The following is a 16,546-nucleotide window of genomic DNA, read 5'->3' on the forward strand; positions in this document are numbered from 1 at the left end:
CTGCGAGAGGCGTACGTCGCGGCGCAGCCGGAGGTGGCGCCGGTGTTTACCAGTCTGGAGCACCACTGGCCGAAGCTGGTCAACGCCATCGAGAGCGAACGCATCCCGCTGACCAACAACACGACCGAGTTGGTGATCCGGCGTTTCGCGCAACACTATCAGAACTTCTGCGGCTTCCACAGCATTGAGACCGCGCAAAGCTATCTGGTGATCTTCGAGTGGTGCTACCGCCTGACGCCGTTTACGTACGACGCGCAGCAGCGCATCCGGGGCAAGTGCCCGCTCGAACTGGCTGGCTACGACGTGCGCACGCTCCCGATGGCCCAACTCTGTCGGGGGCAGTTGCTCGGCTGGCCCCCAGAGGGCCTGGCAGACGTAGTCCCCAAACCGTAACGGTCACAGACCTTGTTTGACAGTTTTCCAGGCCTCATGCTATACTTGTAGGCGTTCTTGTGGTGCCTGTAGCTCAATGGCAGAGCGCCTGACTGTGGATCAGGAGGCTGCGGGTTCGAAACCCGTCAGGCACCCCACTTCCGTCACTTCTTCTCAAGACGGCACAAAAGACAACCGGAAGGGGCACACCCCTTCCGGTTGTCTTTTGTGCCGTGTAAGTGATGGTTTCTCACCTCTTCAAATTCGTTCACAGGCGTAGCATGTCGTCAGGGTCTTTTCTAGCTCCTCCATCCTTGTCTTGCGGGGTATCCTATGCATATTGTTGTCTTAAGTACCCAGGATAACTATACGGTCGGTTTGCGTCGGGCAGCGGCTACGATCAGTCGTGAGTATAGCCTCGAAGTGACGGTGGCGGTTTATATGGCTGCGGATCTCGCTGACCCTGAGCGCCGTGCCAAGATCGAGGCCGATCTCCAAAGGGCTGATTTTGTCCTTGGGGCGATGCTTTTTGGCGAGAGTTATGTGCGCCCGCTCGTGACGATGATTCAGCCCTTGACGTGCCCCGTCGCAATCATTATGAGCAATCCCGCGCTCACCAAGCTCACGCATCTCGGCAAGTTTAACCTGGGTGGCAAGGGTGACGCCAACGACAGCCACGGCGGAATGATGCAGGCCCTTAAGCCCAAACACGGCCATGGTGAGGCCTCACGGCAACTGGCACTGGTCAAAAATCTTACCCGGATTCTGAAGTATCTACCAGGCCGTTTTCGCGATCTCCACAGCTATATTGTGTTGCATCAATTCTGGGTACACAATAGTCCCGAAAATTTGCAGCGCATGCTCTGTCTGCTGATCGAACGCTATGTGCCCGGCATGAAGGGGCGTCTGCCCGTCGAGGAGCCCTACCTCTATCCTGATGTCGCCCTGTGGCATCCCGATGCGCCGGCCCCTTTCCCTGATCTCAAAAGTTACCAGAAGTGGCGCAAACAACGGCGTCAGAAACTTGACCAAGGCATTGTTGGCCTGCTCTCGCTGCGTGTCATTGCGCTCTGTGATAACGTCGCCCATCTGAGTGCGCTGATCCGTGCGCTTGAGGCCCGGGGGATCGAGGCGCGCCTCGCCTATACCGCAACCCTCGATAATCGGCCTGCGCTCGATGCTTTTTTTCACGAGCACGCCTCGGCAGGCAAAAAGGGTGGTTTTTTTAGTGCAAGCCATCACGCCACCGCCACTCCGGCGAAACCGGCGACCATCGATCTTCTGGTGACCACCTCGGGCTTTTCGCTCGCCGGTGGCATGGCCCAGAGCCGCCCCGCCGAGGCGCGGGCCGCGCTGGAGGCGCTTGATGTGCCTTTTTTGCAGACGATCCCGCTCGTCTTTCAGCGCGTCGAGGGCTGGGAACAGGACGAGCGCGGCCTCAGCCCGATGCACCTGGCAATGAATGTTGCCCTCGCTGAACTCGAAGGTGCCGCCGAGCCAATGGTCTATGGTGGACCATCGGGTGAGTCAGGGGTGGCCGTGCCAATCCCCGCCCAGATCGAGCGTTTTGCCGACCGGGTGGCGCGACGCATCCGCCTTGCCCGTACTCCCAATGCGGCCAAAAAGGTGGCGCTTGTGCTCTTTAACTATCCGCCCAACCTGGGCAGCGTTGGTACCGCTGCCTATCTCGATGTTTTCGCCAGTGTCTTCCGGCTGCTCCAGACGATGCAGGCCGAAGGCTATACCGTCGATCTGCCTGAAGATGCCGAAGCGTTACGACGGATGGTGGTCGAGGGCAACGCGCTTGTGCATGGCACTGATGCGAATGTTGGGGCTATGCTGAATGTAGAGGAGTACCGCCGCCTCTTTCCCGAGTATGTTGCGATCGAGCCGCACTGGGGCCAGGCCCCCGGTGAGTTGCTCAGCGATGGCAAACGCCTCTTTATCCAGGGGCGGCAGCTTGGTAATGTTTTCATCGGGATCCAGCCGACCTTTGGCTATGAACGTGATCCGATGCGGATGTTGATGGCCCGCGATGCGTCACCGCATCACGGCTTTGCGGCCTTTTATACCTGGCTCGACCGGGTCTTTGGGGCCGATGCCGTAGTGCATATCGGTACGCACGGGGCGCTCGAATTTATGCCCGGCAAACAGGCTGGCCTCGGGCCATCGTGCTGGCCGACCCGGTTGCTCGGCAATCTGCCCAATATCTACTACTACTGCGTCAATAATCCCAGCGAAGCCACCATTGCCAAACGCCGCGGGGCCGCTACGCTCGTGAGTTACCTCGTGCCGCCGGTGCAACAGGCCGGTCTCTACAAAGGTTTGCTGCAACTCAAGGATAGCCTGGAGAGCTATCGTACCAAACCCGAGCCGAACCTGCTCGCGAGCATTGTCGCCCAGGCCGAACGCATCGGTCTACGGACACCAGAAGATGAGATGCTTGCCGACGAGGCAAGCGAAGCCTATCTCGCGGCCCTGAGCCACGAGTTGCTCCAGGTTGAGCAGCGCCTGATCCCGGTGGGGCTCCATGTGCTCGGCAAACCACCGGCGGGCGAGGAACTGGTTGATATCCTGAACCTTGTGGCGACCTTTCAACGCCCCGCCGGGGCCGCAACGCTGCCCGAACAGGTGGCGCAGGCGCTGGGGCTGGAGTATGCCGAACTCCGCGAACGCATTGCGCACGATGTTGAGGCGCAAGGGCAGTGGCGCAGGATTGACGATGTGTGTCGCAAGACGGTCCAGCATCTGGTCGAAGCAGGCCCTGAAGCAGCCGAACGAGTGCTGAGGAGCGACGTCAACCTCGCCTCCACCAACCTCACGGCGCTCTGGGCGATGCTCAACGACCTGCTCGCCCGCCTGCGTACCGAAGGCGAGCTTGCTGGCCTGATGCGAGCGCTCGGCAATGGCTATATCCCGCCCTCACCCGGCAATGACGTGGTACGCAACCCTGATGTCGTGCCCACAGGCCGCAACATCCACGGGCTCGACCCGTACCGTATGCCGTCGGAAGCGGCCCAGGTCACCGGCACGGCCTGTGTCGAAGAACTGCTCGCCAATGTCGTCCAGAGCGAGGGCAGCCTACCGGAAACCGTAGCCCTGGTTCTCTGGGGCACCGACAATATTAAGACGGGCGGCGAAGGCGTCGCGCAGGCGCTGGCCCTGCTTGGGGCACGGGCGATCAGCGACGAACTCGGCAAAATTGCCGACGTCACCCTCATCCCCCTCGAAGAACTGGGCCGCCCGCGAATCGACGTCGTCTGCACGGTCAGCGGCATCTTCCGCGACCTGATGGCGCACCAGGCAATGCTCATTGACAAAGCGGCCCGCCTCGCCGCCACCGCCGACGAGCCACACGACGCCAATTTTGTGCGCAAACACGCCCTGGCGCAGGCCACCGCGCTCGGCATCGCACTGGAAGAAGCCGCCGCCCGCGTCTTCTCGAATGCCCCCGGCAGCTACGGGGCGAATGTCAACCACGTCGTCGAGCAGAGCACCTGGGAAGACGACGCTCAACTCGGCGAGGTCTTTCTCGAACGCAAAGGCTTTGCGATGACCCCCAGTGGCGAATGGCGCGAAGCACGCCCCTTGCTCGAACAGACCCTCGGCACCGTCCAGGCTACCTTCCAAAACATCGACAGCGTCGAGACCGGCATCTCGGATGTTGATCACTACTACGAATACCTGGGTGGCGTCACGAAAAGTGTCGAGAAGCTGCGCGGCAGCCGCCCAACCGTGATGGTCGCCGAAGTCGAGGCCTTCAGCGGGCCAGGAAATAGTAGGGTACGCCCACTTGCGCAGATGGTACGGCTCGAAAGCCGGGCCAAACTGCTCAACCCAAAATGGTTTGAAGGCATGCTGGCACACGGCTACGAAGGTGCGCACGAAATCGAAATCCGCCTGAGCAACACCTACGGCTGGAGTGCCACTGCCGACGCGGTTGATGGCTGGGTCTACCAGGGGTTTGCCGAAACCTACCTGCTCGACGAGGCCATGCGCGAGCGGCTCGCCCGGCTCAACCCGCAGGCCACCGCCGGTATGGCACGTCGGCTGCTCGAAGCGAGCGAACGCGGCTTCTGGGAAACCGACGAAGCCACACTCGATCAACTGCGCGGCATCTACGCCGACCTGGAAGATCGTCTCGAAGGTGTCACTGGGTAGAAACAGGGGTTGCACTGACAAAAAAGCCAGCGACGCTGGCTTTTTTGTCAGTGCAACCCGCTCGCCTCAACTGCGGAAGAAATCAACAACTGAACTACGCTCTTCTTCACTTGGCATCAACTCGATAAAGGTAATGCGATGCCAGGGAAAGATAACCGCCTGCACGCCTGCAGCCAGATAAGGTACCGGCTTGCCGTCGCGGCGGCGCATATTCGAGACCTTTAAAAAGAGATCGGTCGGTTGAGGTTCATCATCAAGATCGGCAAGAATCGGATCTTCGCCAGTCAAGTGGAGGATGACGGTCTTGGCCACACCCTGCTCCTATTCAAGCGCAAAGCGCACGGTCAATGTTCCAAACAGTAATTCGTCACCGGAATGCAATCTGGTCGGCACCTGAGGAGCAAGCCGTCGGCCATTCACAAACGTCCCATTGGCACTCGCCAGATCCTCAAGGGTATACTCAGCACCACGGCGCACAAGCAGCGCATGGCTGCGCGAAACTCCGGCGTCAAGGCCGCCAACAAGACTAAGATCAACTTCGGGATCAATGCCACGTTCAGGATCTTTGCGCCCAATCAAGAGTTGTGTCGCCTGACCAGGCTCGATGCGCCGCCTGCTTGAACCGACGAACAACACCAGCGTACGCTGATGGTGCGCCGGGTGCATCGACGCCTGAGTTGAGCCACCCACCGCCTGACTGGCGGCTACCGTTCGATTTACCGCTAGCGTTGCCGACCCCAGCATAACCCCTTCGAGCAGACTTGCCCCACACTCAGAACAGAAGATTGTTCCATCAAGTTGTTGCGCACGGCAGTTTGAGCATTGTTGCATTGTTGTCTCCGGTGCATCACTTGGTATCGTCAGGTGATCCCATCAACCCGCGGGTTCCATACTTAATCCGTTTCCGACCTTCGGCACTCGCATGCCCAGACTCAGCCAGACGGGTTGCTTCCTCTTGCACCGTACGGGCCAAGTCAATTTCGCCTGCATCAAGCAGGCGTGATCCAGCCATCTGCAAGCGTTGACTAGCGACTTCCGCATTGCCCTGTTCAGCCTGTTGCCATGCGTTGGCCTGCAGGCGATAGGCCACCAATCGTTCCAGCCACTGTTTGACTGTCGGATTGACTTCATAGGGCACCGCACCGGCCTGGCGTACACTCATCCGCAAAACCAGTTGTGCCTGCTGATTCTTGAGGCTCAAACCAGGCAGGCTATACGTGATGCGCAAGCGTAATAACGGATGTTCACCCACCCGCAAAACAGGGACGACAACCTCCAATAAGAGCGCCTGCGGTTCGGTATTGGGCCAATCACCCAGCGACGCTGTCCAGACATGCTCATGGTCTTCGCTAATCGGCACTGAGGTAAGATAGGGGCGCACCCGGTCGAGCGAACGCAAGAGAGCGCCTGGACGCATCTCGACATGAAACCTGAGATCCTGGGCAAAGATCGAGGACATCCGCTTGACTTCGTCGGCAAAGACCTGGCTAATCTGCGTTGCCGACGTAATGTACTGGGTACGGCTATTCTCACGCGCGGCGATCGTCTCGAGCAGATCCTCATTCCACTCGGTGCCAATCCCCATCGCGGTCACACCAATGCCGCGATCCTGTGCGCGGCGGGCCAGTTCAACACAACGTCCCTCATCGCCATAGGTACGACCATCCGTCAAAAGCAGAATCCGGCTGACACCCTGCAGCATCACCGGCTTCTGAACCTCCTGGAGGGCCATCGCCATACCCGTCGCCATCTCGGTTCCGCCAGCGGCTTCAATCCGATTCACCGCCTGTTTGAGATCCTGCCTATTGCGAACGCGCTGTGTATTGACGACCACATCGGCGCGATCATTAAAGGTCACAAGGCTAAAATAGTCATCCTCGCTCAACAGATCAATAATGCGGGCTGCACCCTCTTTCACCTGTTGCAAACGCTCACCACGCATTGAAGAACTACGATCGATAACCAGACAAAGATTCAATGATAATTTCAAAAGTGGGGCCGTACCCCCAAGAGCCTGCATATCAAGCAACACATAGACCAGTTGCGGCTCGGTGCTTTCGGGGAGAACCGCACGGCTGAGGGTGGCCTCAAGCTGAATCGCATTGCTCATAGGGCATCTACTTTCGGCAAGGTCACCACAACAGCCGAGATATTATCTTCCCCACCAGCCTGATTAGCCTGGTCAATCAACGCCTGACACGCCTGGTGGGGCCACACACAGGCCTGAAGCGTCGCAGCGATCGTTGCATCATCAAGCATCCCCCAGAGCCCATCGGAACAGAGGAGCAGATGGGAGCTTGGCCCAAGCGGTTGATAGAGAAAATCAACCTTGACCTCGGGCAGTTGCCCAATCGTACGATAGAGTTGATTGCGCAACGGATGTTCACGGGCCGCCTCAAGGTCAAGTTGACCAAGCTCGATCAAACGTCCAACCGCCGAATGATCGGTCGTCAACTGACACAACCCTTCTGGCCCGTAGAGATACGCCCGCGTATCGCCAACGTGCGCAAGATAGAGCCCGGAACCAACGAGCAGCGCAGCGGTACAGGTTGTCCCCATATCCGTCCCGAGACGACGAGCCTCAGACCAGATCAACTGATTGGCGGCTTCCAGCGCACCAATCAGCAGCGGCTGGATCGCCTCACTCATCTGGTCATCAAGAATCGGCAGCACCAACCGGCTGAGCATATGCGCAACAACGGTACGCACTGCGAGGCGACTAGCAATTTCACCTCCCTCGTGGCCACCCATCCCATCAGCCACCAAAAAGAGCCCGACCGCGACATCACCGCCTTCGCGGGGCAAGGTCAACAACAGCGCAAACACCCTGTCCTGGTTGATCGCACGGATCTGGCCAATATCACGCAACGCCGTTGCCGCAAGGCCCTGTGGGAGAGGAGGAGAGGCATTCATAGGCTACGCCTTCAATGCATACAGATTATAATCAAGCGAACCAATATAGACGACCCCATCGTGGATAAAGGGCGATGAAACAACCGCAGCCTCGGTCTTGTATTTCCAGATCAATGCACCATTGTTGGTGTCTACGCAATAGACATAGCCGTCTACCCCACCCACATAGACACGACCGTTGGCAACTCGTGGTGAAGAAGTGATCTGATTTCCGACTTCAAATTTCCAGGCAACGCGACCAGTTTTCACATCCAAGGCATAGAGCATCCCATCAACACCGCCGACAAAAACCCGTGTCCCCGCCACATACGGCGAAGAGTTTACATAGTGGCCGGTACGAAACCGCCAGGCCGGCCACCCACCTGCGGCATCTAAACCATAGATATTCTGATCAAGCGAGCCAACGATCACCAGGCCCTCGGCAAACACTGGCGACGAGCGCACCGGCTGCTGGGTTCGCTGCTTCCAGCGTACCGCCCCACTCCGGGCATCAAGGGCATAGACACAGCCATCATCACCGCCGATAAAGATGACGTCATCCTGAATACAAGCCGATGAACGAATCGGATTCCAGGTACGATATTTCCAGATGATGGAACCACGGAGGCCATCAATGGCATAGATATGCTGATCGTCCGAGCCAACAAAGATAACGCGATCCTCGACCCGCGGCGAAGAGCGAACGGGCTTATCGGTACGGCACGTCCAGCGCAACGCACCTCGGCGCACATCAAGGCAATAGACGGCACCATCCTCCGAGCCAATAATGACATTATCTTCCCAGACGGCTGGAGAAGAATTAATCCCGCCTTCGGTGGCGTATTTCCAGCGAAACTCACCTCGCCTGGCGTCAACGGCGTACATATTGGTGTCGTAGCAGCCGATAAAAACCGTCCCTGCACTGACGCAGGGCGACGAACGCAACTCATCTTCGCAGGTAAATTTCCAGACCAGCTCGGTCTGGGCCGCCGTCTTAATTACCGCAGGCATCGTGGGCACCGCAACCCGTTCGCCCGCCACAACCCCCGGGATCGCCATCAGCGCCTGCTTCATCTCTTCCGCGCTCTGCCAACGTGCCGCCATCTCATACTCAAGCGCCTTCACGACAATCCGTTCTATGTCAGGGGAGAGCTTTGGATTGATCTGGCGCATGGGCCGATCCTGGAATGTAAATGGTGTCTCGAGACGCGGATCCGAAGCGGTCAACAGATGGTGAAGCGTCGCCCCGAGGGCATACAGATCGCCGACGGGTTCAGCAAGACCACGATACTGTTCGGGTGGCGAATAGCCCTCGGTGCCAATCATTGTCCCTTTGCGATCGCTGCGGTTCAAATTACGGGCAATGCCAAAGTCAATCAGCACAATGCGTTCGTTGCTATCCACCATCACATTCGATGGCTTCATATCGCGAAAGACGATTGCTTCGGGCTGATGGTGGTGGATATAATGCAGCACATCGCAGATCTGAATCGCCCAGCGTGCGACGCGAAGCTCATCAAGCGGGCCACGAGCTTCATCGAGCACGGCTTCAAGGTCTTTGCCGTCAACCAGTTCCAGCACCAGATAGACGCGATGATGCTCTTCAAAAAAGTCGTAGACTTTGGGAATCGCCGGATGCTGCAGCGTTGCCAGCAGGCCAGCCTCACGCTGAAAATTCTTCAAATTGAGCAAGCGCGTATGCGAGTCAGAAGCTGACTGCGACATCTCTTTGATCGCACAGTAACGTGCCACATCTTTGAAACGCAGATCGCGACCACGATAGACCACACTCATGCCACCAACGCCAAGCGGCGCAATGATCTGATAACGCTCTTGCAGCGTGCTGCCAGGTGACAGCATATGCATCGGTGCTTCGGACTCATCCCGGCTAGACTGATCGACCGGTGCAGGTTGTGGCTGGCCAAGATTGATGCGTGTATCGCCACCTTGCGCCGGATCCGTCGGCAAGCTATCGCTAGCTTCCGCTGGTTGAGTTGTTTGCTCACGCGATGACGAAGAGGCGAGTCCTCGGGTGCCGACTTTTTTTATCAGGCCCATACTGTTCCTCGCTGAGTGGCAGAGGGAGGGTGGTCAAAAAGCATGTTCGAGCCACCGATGGCGCGTGCTTGTGTCTATTATAGTGACAGGAGGGCAAAGAGGCAATGCGTATTGGGTCTTGACTGCATATTTTGGGGGGCTGAACCATGCAAAGGGGGGCGCCCTGCGGGTTTTTAGGGGTCTGTCAACCAAGTTTTCTGGCTTTCCTGGGAGCGCGGGCGGCCCGCCCGCTGTTGCTTCCGAAGCGGGCGGGCCGCCCGCGCTCCCAGGCCACACACAGCCATCCGTCGTATCTTTGGCGTCTCGATGTGCTCTGAACACCCTTTCGCCTTTGCGCCTTTGCGTCAAATCATCTTAGATCGGGTGGAGCCCGGGGAAATCCAAACCCTCGGTTTCACCAAACCCAGCCATCAGGTTCATGCACTGTACGGCACTGCCCGCTGCGCCTTTCATCAGGTTATCGAGGGCACAGATGCTGACGATGCGCCCGGTTGTTTCATCAAGCGTAAAGCCAAGATCAGCAAAATTGCTCCCCGCCAGGATCTTTGGTTCAGGATAACGATAGATACCCTGGCGTTCTTTGACGATCCGCACGAACGGCTGCGTCGCCGCAAACGCCCGGTATGCCTGCCAGAGATCTTTTTCGGTGACGGGACGGTTGGCAAAGACATGCGCCGTGGCGAGTGCACCGCGCACCAGTTCAACTGAGGTAACCGAGAGATGGACATTGGTCAGACCCGTGAGCATCTCGACCTCGGCGGTGTGGCGATGGCCCACCGGGGCAAACGAGCGCACGGCACCAGCGCGCTCGGGGTGGTGACTGCTCTCGCTCGACGTGGCCCCGCCCTCAGACGAACCGACTTTGATCTCGACGATTATGGGGCGCTGCTCGTCCACCAACCCGGCCTGCACCAGTGGTAGCAGGGCCAGGTTGGTCGCGGTCGCATTGCAGCCAACCCCGCTGGCATAGTTCACACCCCGCAACGCCTCACGGCTCACTTCGGGCAGGCCATACACAAAGCGCGCGAGCCAGGCCGGGGCCGGGTGTTCTTCGCGATACCAGCGGGCATAGAGCGCCGGGTCGCGCAAGCGAAAATCCGCCGAGCAGTCGATCAGCCTGGGGGCCAACCCCGCGTACCGCTCGATCGCCTGCGCTGCTTCGCCATGAGGCAGCGCAAGAAAGAGGAGATCGCACGGTTCAAGCCGATCGGGATGCACAAACTGCACTTTGCTGCGTCCACGCAGGTTGGGATGCACCTGATGAAGGTAACGGCCCGCGTTCCGCCCGCTCGTCGCCTGGATCACCGCCACTTCGGGGTGCCATAAGAGCAAGCGAAGCAGCTCGCCACCAACATAGCCGCTTGCCCCAACGACACTCACACGCAAGGTCATACGCTTGCTCCTCGCCCGACAGTCACCACATAGTCAATGATCCGTGCCGGGATATCAACCCCGGTCGTCTCAATTGAATTGCGGAACTCCATCGTGTAGTTGACTTCATTGACGAGCAAGCGACCGTCATCGGTCTCCAACAGATCGATCGCCACGACGCCACCGCCAACGGCGTGCGCCGCACGCACACTCAAGTCAGCAATGGCTGGCGTGATCGGGCAATGGGTCGCAATGCCACCACGGGCGGTATTGGTAATCCAGTGCTCGCTCGTTCGATAAATCGCCCCAATGCACTCATCACCCACCACAAACGAGCGAATATCGCGCCCCGGCTTGTCAATATATTCCTGAATATAGAAGATCGAGTGCTGATAATTGCCCAGCACATCCCGATGCTCGAGAACGGCCTCGGCAGCATCACGATCATTAATCTTGCTGACCATGCGTCCCCACGAACCAACGACGGGCTTGAGCACCACCGGATAGCCCATCGCTTCAATGGCCTCCAGAGCGCTCTCGGGGGTAAAGGCGAGACGACAACCCGGCGTCGGCACTTCGGCATGCACCAACGCCTGCGTGGTCAGCATCTTGTCGCCACAGACCGTGGCAACGTGAAAGGTATTGACGGTCGGCACACCAGCGTCGTTCAACAACTTGAGCATATAAACAGCCCGGCTATGCTGAATGCAGCGCTCGAGCACAACATCATACGGGTACTCGCGTTGATGCAGGTCAAAGATCTGCTCGCGATCATCAATGCGGGTATACGCCAGCCCACGCCGCTCTAATTCGCCAAAGAGCAACTTTTCTTCGGCCCGAATCCGTGAACATAAGACCCCGATACGCATACGAGATTCTCCTTGCAACATTGCCATCCTGGCGGTTATTCGCCCCAGTCTTCTTCGACCTCGGGGGCCAGGGCCAGCGTCGGCGGATCGAGGCTGATCACTTCAAGCTCGGCCCCACACTCGGGACAAACCACAATCTCACTCGTCATCGTATCCGCAGGCAGTTCCACCGTTGCGCCACACTCAGGACACATTGCTTCCATGATCTCCTCATTCATTGCTACAAAAACTGCGGCCAGACATCCAGCCCCCTTCAAAGAACCATCCCAGCTACAACAAGCCGATCACCGCTTCCGTCACTAGCGCCGTCCGCGCCGTACCGCCCAGATCTGGGGTATGTGGGCCATCGTGCTGCACGTGCCGGATGGCCGCCTCGAGCCGCGCCGCCTGTTTCAGATAGCCGTACCGCGTGAGCAACAGCGCCACACAGGTGATCGCCGCCAAGGGATTGGCAATCCCCTGACCAGCAATGTCAGGGGCCGCGCCGTGAACGGGCTCAAAGAGCGCCTGGCGATCACCAAGATTGGATGAGGCGGCCAGACCAAGCCCGCCCCCGTGGATGCAGGCCACATCCGAGAGGATGTCGCCAAAAAGATTCGTTGTCACCACCACATCAAAGCGTTCCGGACTCTGCGCAAGGCGCATTGCCGCGACATCAACCAGTTGCTCTTCGATCATCAGGTCGGGAAAGGCTCGCGTTACCTCCAGCGCGGTTTCCCGAAAGAGCCCGTCACTCACGCGCAAGACATTGGCTTTATGGACGATCGTCACCCGTCCTGGACGCCCCCGTTCACTGGCGCGTTGCCGAGCCAGTTCACACGCGATCTGCACAATGCGCTGGCTGGCCCGACGGGTTACCACCCGCTCGGCAATCGCCGTTGCCCCCGCATCCTCTAGGCGCTCACGACCAGCATAGAGCCCCTCAGTATTTTCGCGTACCACCACCAGATCGACGGGCATACGGCCTGGCAGCCCAACCACTGGGCGAATATTAGCATAGAGATCGAGCTCACGGCGCAGCTGGACAATTGGGCTCCGATAGCCTGTCACGCTATGACTCGGCGAGGCCACAGCACCAAAAAGGATCGCATCAGCTACACGCGCCGCTGCGAGCGTTGCCGCCGGTAACGCCGTCCCCTGCTGCTCAAAGGTAGCCCAGCCTGCGTCAGCCTCGTGCAGCACGACCTCAGGCACCAGCGTTTGCAGCACGCGCACGGCAGCGCCAAGCACCTCGGGCCCAATGCCATCACCAGGGATCACACAGATCTGCATAGGATTGCTTCCTACCACTCACCTGGCCTCACCAGGAAAGTGCCCATACTGGCGATAGAACGGCACAATGCCCCCCGCAGCCCAGACGTCGCGCAAAAAGGCCGGTGGCGGGGGCAACTGAATGTGCTGACCCTCATCCGTGACGATCAAACCCTCTTCCAGCCGCAACTCGACCTCTTGCCCATCGCGCAGGATTGACGTCAGATCGGCGGTAAAACAAGGGATGCCGAGGTTGAGCGCATTGCGAAAAAAGATGCGCGCAAAGAGCGGGGCCACAATCGCGCCCACACCAACCAGGCGCAACGCGAGTGGCGCATACTCACGCGAACTGCCACACCCAAAATTATTGCCAGCCACAATCAGATCCCCCGGCTGCACCCCCGGCGCAAAATCGGGCCGGTGCTCAACAAACGGATAGTTACGCAAATCGGCTTCGTTCTTGAGCATATAGGGCGCATAACGTCCCGGCACAATCTGATCGGTATTGATATCCTGACCAAAGATCCAGACACGAGCCATCACAATCTCCTTTTCTTCTCGGCCTTGACTGCTGATACCCCCCTCGTCTTCGACCAACTGGAATTGAGCAAGCTACGCAAAGAAGCTCACGCGAAGACGCGAAGACGCGAAGGGTTACGCTCACCTACGCAAAAACCTTTGCACCTTTGCGCCTTTGCGTCAAAAGAGCCGCCTTCTTTGCAAGGTATTGAGCTTAGACCTCCAACGGAAGACGCGCCTCAACCTCCTGGGGATGGGTAAGATAGCCGGTCAGGGCCGTCGCGGCGGCCACTTCGGGCGAGGCCAGGTAAATATTGGCCTGCGGGCTCCCCATCCGTCCACGGAAATTGCGGTTGCCGGTAAAGAGACACACCTCACCGGGGGCCAAGACGCCCATATGACGGCCAATGCAAGCACCGCAGCCAGGGGTGCCGATGGTTGCGCCGGCCTCAAGCAGCGTCATCAGGGTGCCATCGGCGGTCGCACGCTGCAATGCCTGGGCACTTGCGGGAACCACGAGCATACGCATGCCAGGGGCCAGCCGACGACCGCGCAGAATACGTGCGGCGGCGGCCATATCTTCGTAATGCCCATTGGTACACGTGCCAAGGTAGACCACATCAATCGCAACACGGCCAAGTTCGCTCAAATCAGCGACATTATCAACCGTATGGGGGGCACTGATCTGCGGCTCGAGGCGATCCAGATCAACGGTCAGCACCTGGCTGTAGCGGGCACCCGCTTGTACCTGCAAAAAGTCAGGCTGCAAGGCGGGGCGACGCACCTCGGCGCGGGCCGGGGGCAGGATCGCGCCAGACTCGGCAAAGACCGGGGGCACAAGGCCCGCCTTGGCCCCCACTTCAATCGAGAGCGTCGCGAGCGTCATCCGCTCCATAATGGTCAAGAATTCAACCCCGTGCCACTCAACGGCCGCATAGGTCGCTCCATCGGCGCGCAACCGACGAGCGGCATACAACGCCAAGTCTTTGGCGCTCACACCGGGGCGAAAGCGACCCTCGGCCCGCACAAGAACCGTCTCGGGCACACGGAACCAGGTTTGCCCGGTCGCCGCCGCAAGCGCAATATCGGTGGTGCCCATCCCCGTGCCAAAAGCGGCGACACAGCCATAGGCAGTGCTGTGGCTATCACTCCCGACAATCACCATCCCAGGGCGAGCCAAACCCTCTTCGACCAGCACCGGATGCGAAATGCCACGTCCCACATCAAAGAGATAGCGAATACCCTGACTGCGTACCCAGCGGCGTACCTCGGCCTGCTTTTCGGCAGTTTGCACGCTCGCTGCCGGGGCAACATGGTCAATCACCACCGCCACCCGTTCGGGATCCCAGACCCGTTCCGCCCCCAACTCCTCGTGCAACACCCGAATAATGCTTGGCGAGAGGCTATCGTGCATCATCACGAGATCCACATCAACCGTCACCACCTCGCCTGCCATCACCGTGCGCCCCGCTGCCCGGCTCAAGATCTGCTCACTCAACGTCTGCATTATGCTACTCCGCATATTCATAGAGAATTTCATCAACGGTAGTACTATTCAATTCGTGGTCATCGCCGATCGTCTTGATCCGCGTGGCAGCCTGACGAGCGGCCGGCTCGCTGAGGTAAATCCCCAACTCGCGGGCGCGTTCAGCGACAGCGTGCCAACCAACCAGGCGATGGGCCACGGCCACCGTGCGAGCACGCCCAAAACGCGCCGGGTCGAGCACCTCGTAGCTCCGCGGATCATTGATCACCGCCTTGGTATGCAGGCCAGCCTTGTGGTGGAAAGCAAAGGGACTCGAGATCGGGGCGTCAAACGGTACCGTCACCCCAACCATCTCGGCAACCATCCGATCGAGTTCAGGCAGCATTGCCACCTCATAGTGCGCAACCATCTGCGGATCGAGCGAGGCCATACGGGCGACCATGCCAGCAAGTGACGCAATGCCATTGCGTTCACCAATGCCAAGCACCGTCACATCGAGGTGCGTCGCGCCGCCTTCGAACGCACAGAAGGCATTGGCAACGGCGCAGCCAGCATCATTGTGACCGTGAAACTCGATATCACAGTTCACCGCAGCGCGCACCTGCGCGACCGTCGTATAGACCTGGCGCGGGGTAGCAATGCCGACCGTATCAGCGAGGCCAACCCGGTGGACACCGAGTTCGGCGACCGCCTGATAGACCCGCAGCAGACTGGGGAGATCGGTCCGGAAGGTATCCTCGGCGGAGAAACGAATTTCAACGGGAAACTGACGGAGGTACGCAATCACCACACTTGCCTCCTCGACAATCTGGTCGAGGCTCCGGCCATGGCTGGCCTGGCGTAGTGGTTCAGAAGTAGCATAAAGCAGGTGGACACCCTGGGCGCCATGTTCAATGGCAAGGCGGGCATCATCAAGGTGGCAGCGAACGTGAGTTGCAATGCGAGCGCGCAAACCACGGCGGGCAATCACTTCGAGGTCACGGGCACTCTGCGGCGAAGCAGCGGGCGAAGTCAGTTCGATATACTCGACCCCAAAGGCATCAAGAGCCTCGGCAATAGCGAGGCGCTGACTGCTACTAAAGTGGGCAGTCGCAAACTGCTCACCCTCGCGCAGCGTCGTATCAACCAGCAACGGCCGATCATGCGACTGCATAGAATGTGCTTCCTTGTCTCACTTGACAGGCTCCAAACAACTCTGGGCGGCGATAGCGCGGCGTATAAGCAACGGCAGACGGCTTGAACTGTTTCACAGGCTCCTCCCTTCAAGAACACACAAAAAACCCGGCGCACCATCGGTCTGGTGCGCCGGGCCTACACTTCCACTCGCGTGCAGGCGGTGCTAACCAGACCGAAAGGCTGGCTTCTTCACCCGCTTGAGCTGCTTTGCGAAAGGCATTGACACAAACATACTTTCTTGAGCGCAACGATCAACCGCTCAACACACCGCGAGAGCATAGCACAGATAGAGAGGATTGTCAACGTACCTGAAGGTGACCGTTAGGGTTTGGGGACTACTTCTGCCAGGCTCTCTGGGGGCCAGCCGAGCAACTGACCTCGACAGAGTTGC

14 protein-coding genes and 1 tRNA gene are annotated in these 16,546 nt (G+C 59.0%); 3 read left to right on the top strand and 12 right to left on the bottom strand.

Translation table 11 applies throughout. The annotated features are described in order from the left end of the window. The 3 genes from EKD05_RS23475 to EKD05_RS23485 all read left to right on the top strand — a co-directional run. Positions 1-393, top strand: a 393-nt coding sequence (locus EKD05_RS23475; RefSeq protein ID WP_205704064.1) for a transposase, incomplete at its 5' end; no start/stop codon positions are given. 62 nt (positions 394-455) lie between these two features. Beyond that, positions 456-530: transfer RNA gene (locus EKD05_RS23480), tRNA-His, on the top strand. Between the two features lie 175 nt (positions 531-705). After that, positions 706-4,533, top strand: a complete 3,828-nt coding sequence (locus EKD05_RS23485) for a magnesium chelatase subunit H (protein ID WP_129677746.1) — start codon at positions 706-708, stop codon at positions 4,531-4,533. 66 nt (positions 4,534-4,599) lie between these two features. Here EKD05_RS23485 and EKD05_RS23490 read toward each other — a convergent pair whose 3' ends face one another. From EKD05_RS23490 to lysS, 12 genes are all read right to left on the bottom strand, one after another. Further along, on the bottom strand, positions 4,600-4,845 hold the full coding sequence (locus EKD05_RS23490; RefSeq protein WP_129677748.1) for a hypothetical protein: 246 nt from the start codon (positions 4,843-4,845) through the stop codon (positions 4,600-4,602). Between the two features lie 9 nt (positions 4,846-4,854). Further along, positions 4,855-5,364, bottom strand: coding sequence for an FHA domain-containing protein (locus tag EKD05_RS23495; RefSeq protein WP_129677750.1), 510 nt, complete (start codon positions 5,362-5,364; stop codon positions 4,855-4,857). A 16-nt stretch (positions 5,365-5,380) separates the two neighbouring features. Then, complete coding sequence (locus EKD05_RS23500) at positions 5,381-6,643, bottom strand: VWA domain-containing protein (protein ID WP_129677752.1); 1,263 nt, start codon at positions 6,641-6,643, stop codon at positions 5,381-5,383. After that, a complete protein-coding gene (locus EKD05_RS23505) occupies positions 6,640-7,446 on the bottom strand; it encodes a PP2C family serine/threonine-protein phosphatase (protein ID WP_129677754.1) in 807 nt (268 codons plus the stop codon). The genes EKD05_RS23500 and EKD05_RS23505 overlap by 4 nt, the downstream gene beginning before the upstream one ends. A 3-nt stretch (positions 7,447-7,449) precedes the next feature. Next, a complete protein-coding gene (locus EKD05_RS23510) occupies positions 7,450-9,483 on the bottom strand; it encodes a PQQ-binding-like beta-propeller repeat protein (protein WP_129677756.1) in 2,034 nt (677 codons plus the stop codon). Positions 9,484-9,837: 354 nt separating this feature from the next. Beyond that, positions 9,838-10,875 (bottom strand): N-acetyl-gamma-glutamyl-phosphate reductase, encoded by a 1,038-nt coding sequence (gene argC, locus EKD05_RS23515; protein WP_129677758.1) that lies wholly within the window; start codon positions 10,873-10,875, stop codon positions 9,838-9,840. Beyond that, entirely contained in the window at positions 10,872-11,723 is an 852-nt protein-coding gene (gene lysX, locus EKD05_RS23520; RefSeq protein WP_129677760.1) for a lysine biosynthesis protein LysX, read from the bottom strand. Before lysX ends, argC begins: the two co-directional genes overlap by 4 nt. A 35-nt stretch (positions 11,724-11,758) precedes the next feature. After that, positions 11,759-11,926: a lysine biosynthesis protein LysW gene (lysW, locus tag EKD05_RS23525; RefSeq protein WP_129677762.1), complete on the bottom strand. Its 168-nt coding sequence runs from the start codon at positions 11,924-11,926 to the stop codon at positions 11,759-11,761. A gap of 67 nt (positions 11,927-11,993) precedes the next feature. Beyond that, positions 11,994-12,995 carry an isocitrate/isopropylmalate dehydrogenase family protein gene (locus tag EKD05_RS23530; RefSeq protein ID WP_129677764.1) on the bottom strand — a complete coding sequence of 334 codons (1,002 nt, stop codon included), beginning with the start codon at positions 12,993-12,995 and terminating at the stop codon, positions 11,994-11,996. Positions 12,996-13,013: 18 nt separating this feature from the next. Continuing rightward, positions 13,014-13,514 carry a homoaconitate hydratase gene (locus tag EKD05_RS23535; protein WP_129677766.1) on the bottom strand — a complete coding sequence of 167 codons (501 nt, stop codon included), beginning with the start codon at positions 13,512-13,514 and terminating at the stop codon, positions 13,014-13,016. A 193-nt stretch (positions 13,515-13,707) separates the two neighbouring features. Beyond that, on the bottom strand, positions 13,708-15,000 hold the full coding sequence (locus tag EKD05_RS23540; protein ID WP_129677768.1) for a 3-isopropylmalate dehydratase large subunit: 1,293 nt from the start codon (positions 14,998-15,000) through the stop codon (positions 13,708-13,710). 4 nt (positions 15,001-15,004) lie between these two features. Then, positions 15,005-16,132 carry a homocitrate synthase gene (lysS, locus tag EKD05_RS23545; RefSeq protein WP_129677770.1) on the bottom strand — a complete coding sequence of 376 codons (1,128 nt, stop codon included), beginning with the start codon at positions 16,130-16,132 and terminating at the stop codon, positions 15,005-15,007. Between the last annotated feature and the right edge of the window lie 414 nt (positions 16,133-16,546).

The sequence above is a fragment of the Candidatus Chloroploca sp. Khr17 genome, assembly GCF_004138165.1.
Classification (GTDB): Bacteria; Chloroflexota; Chloroflexia; order Chloroflexales; family Chloroflexaceae; genus Chloroploca.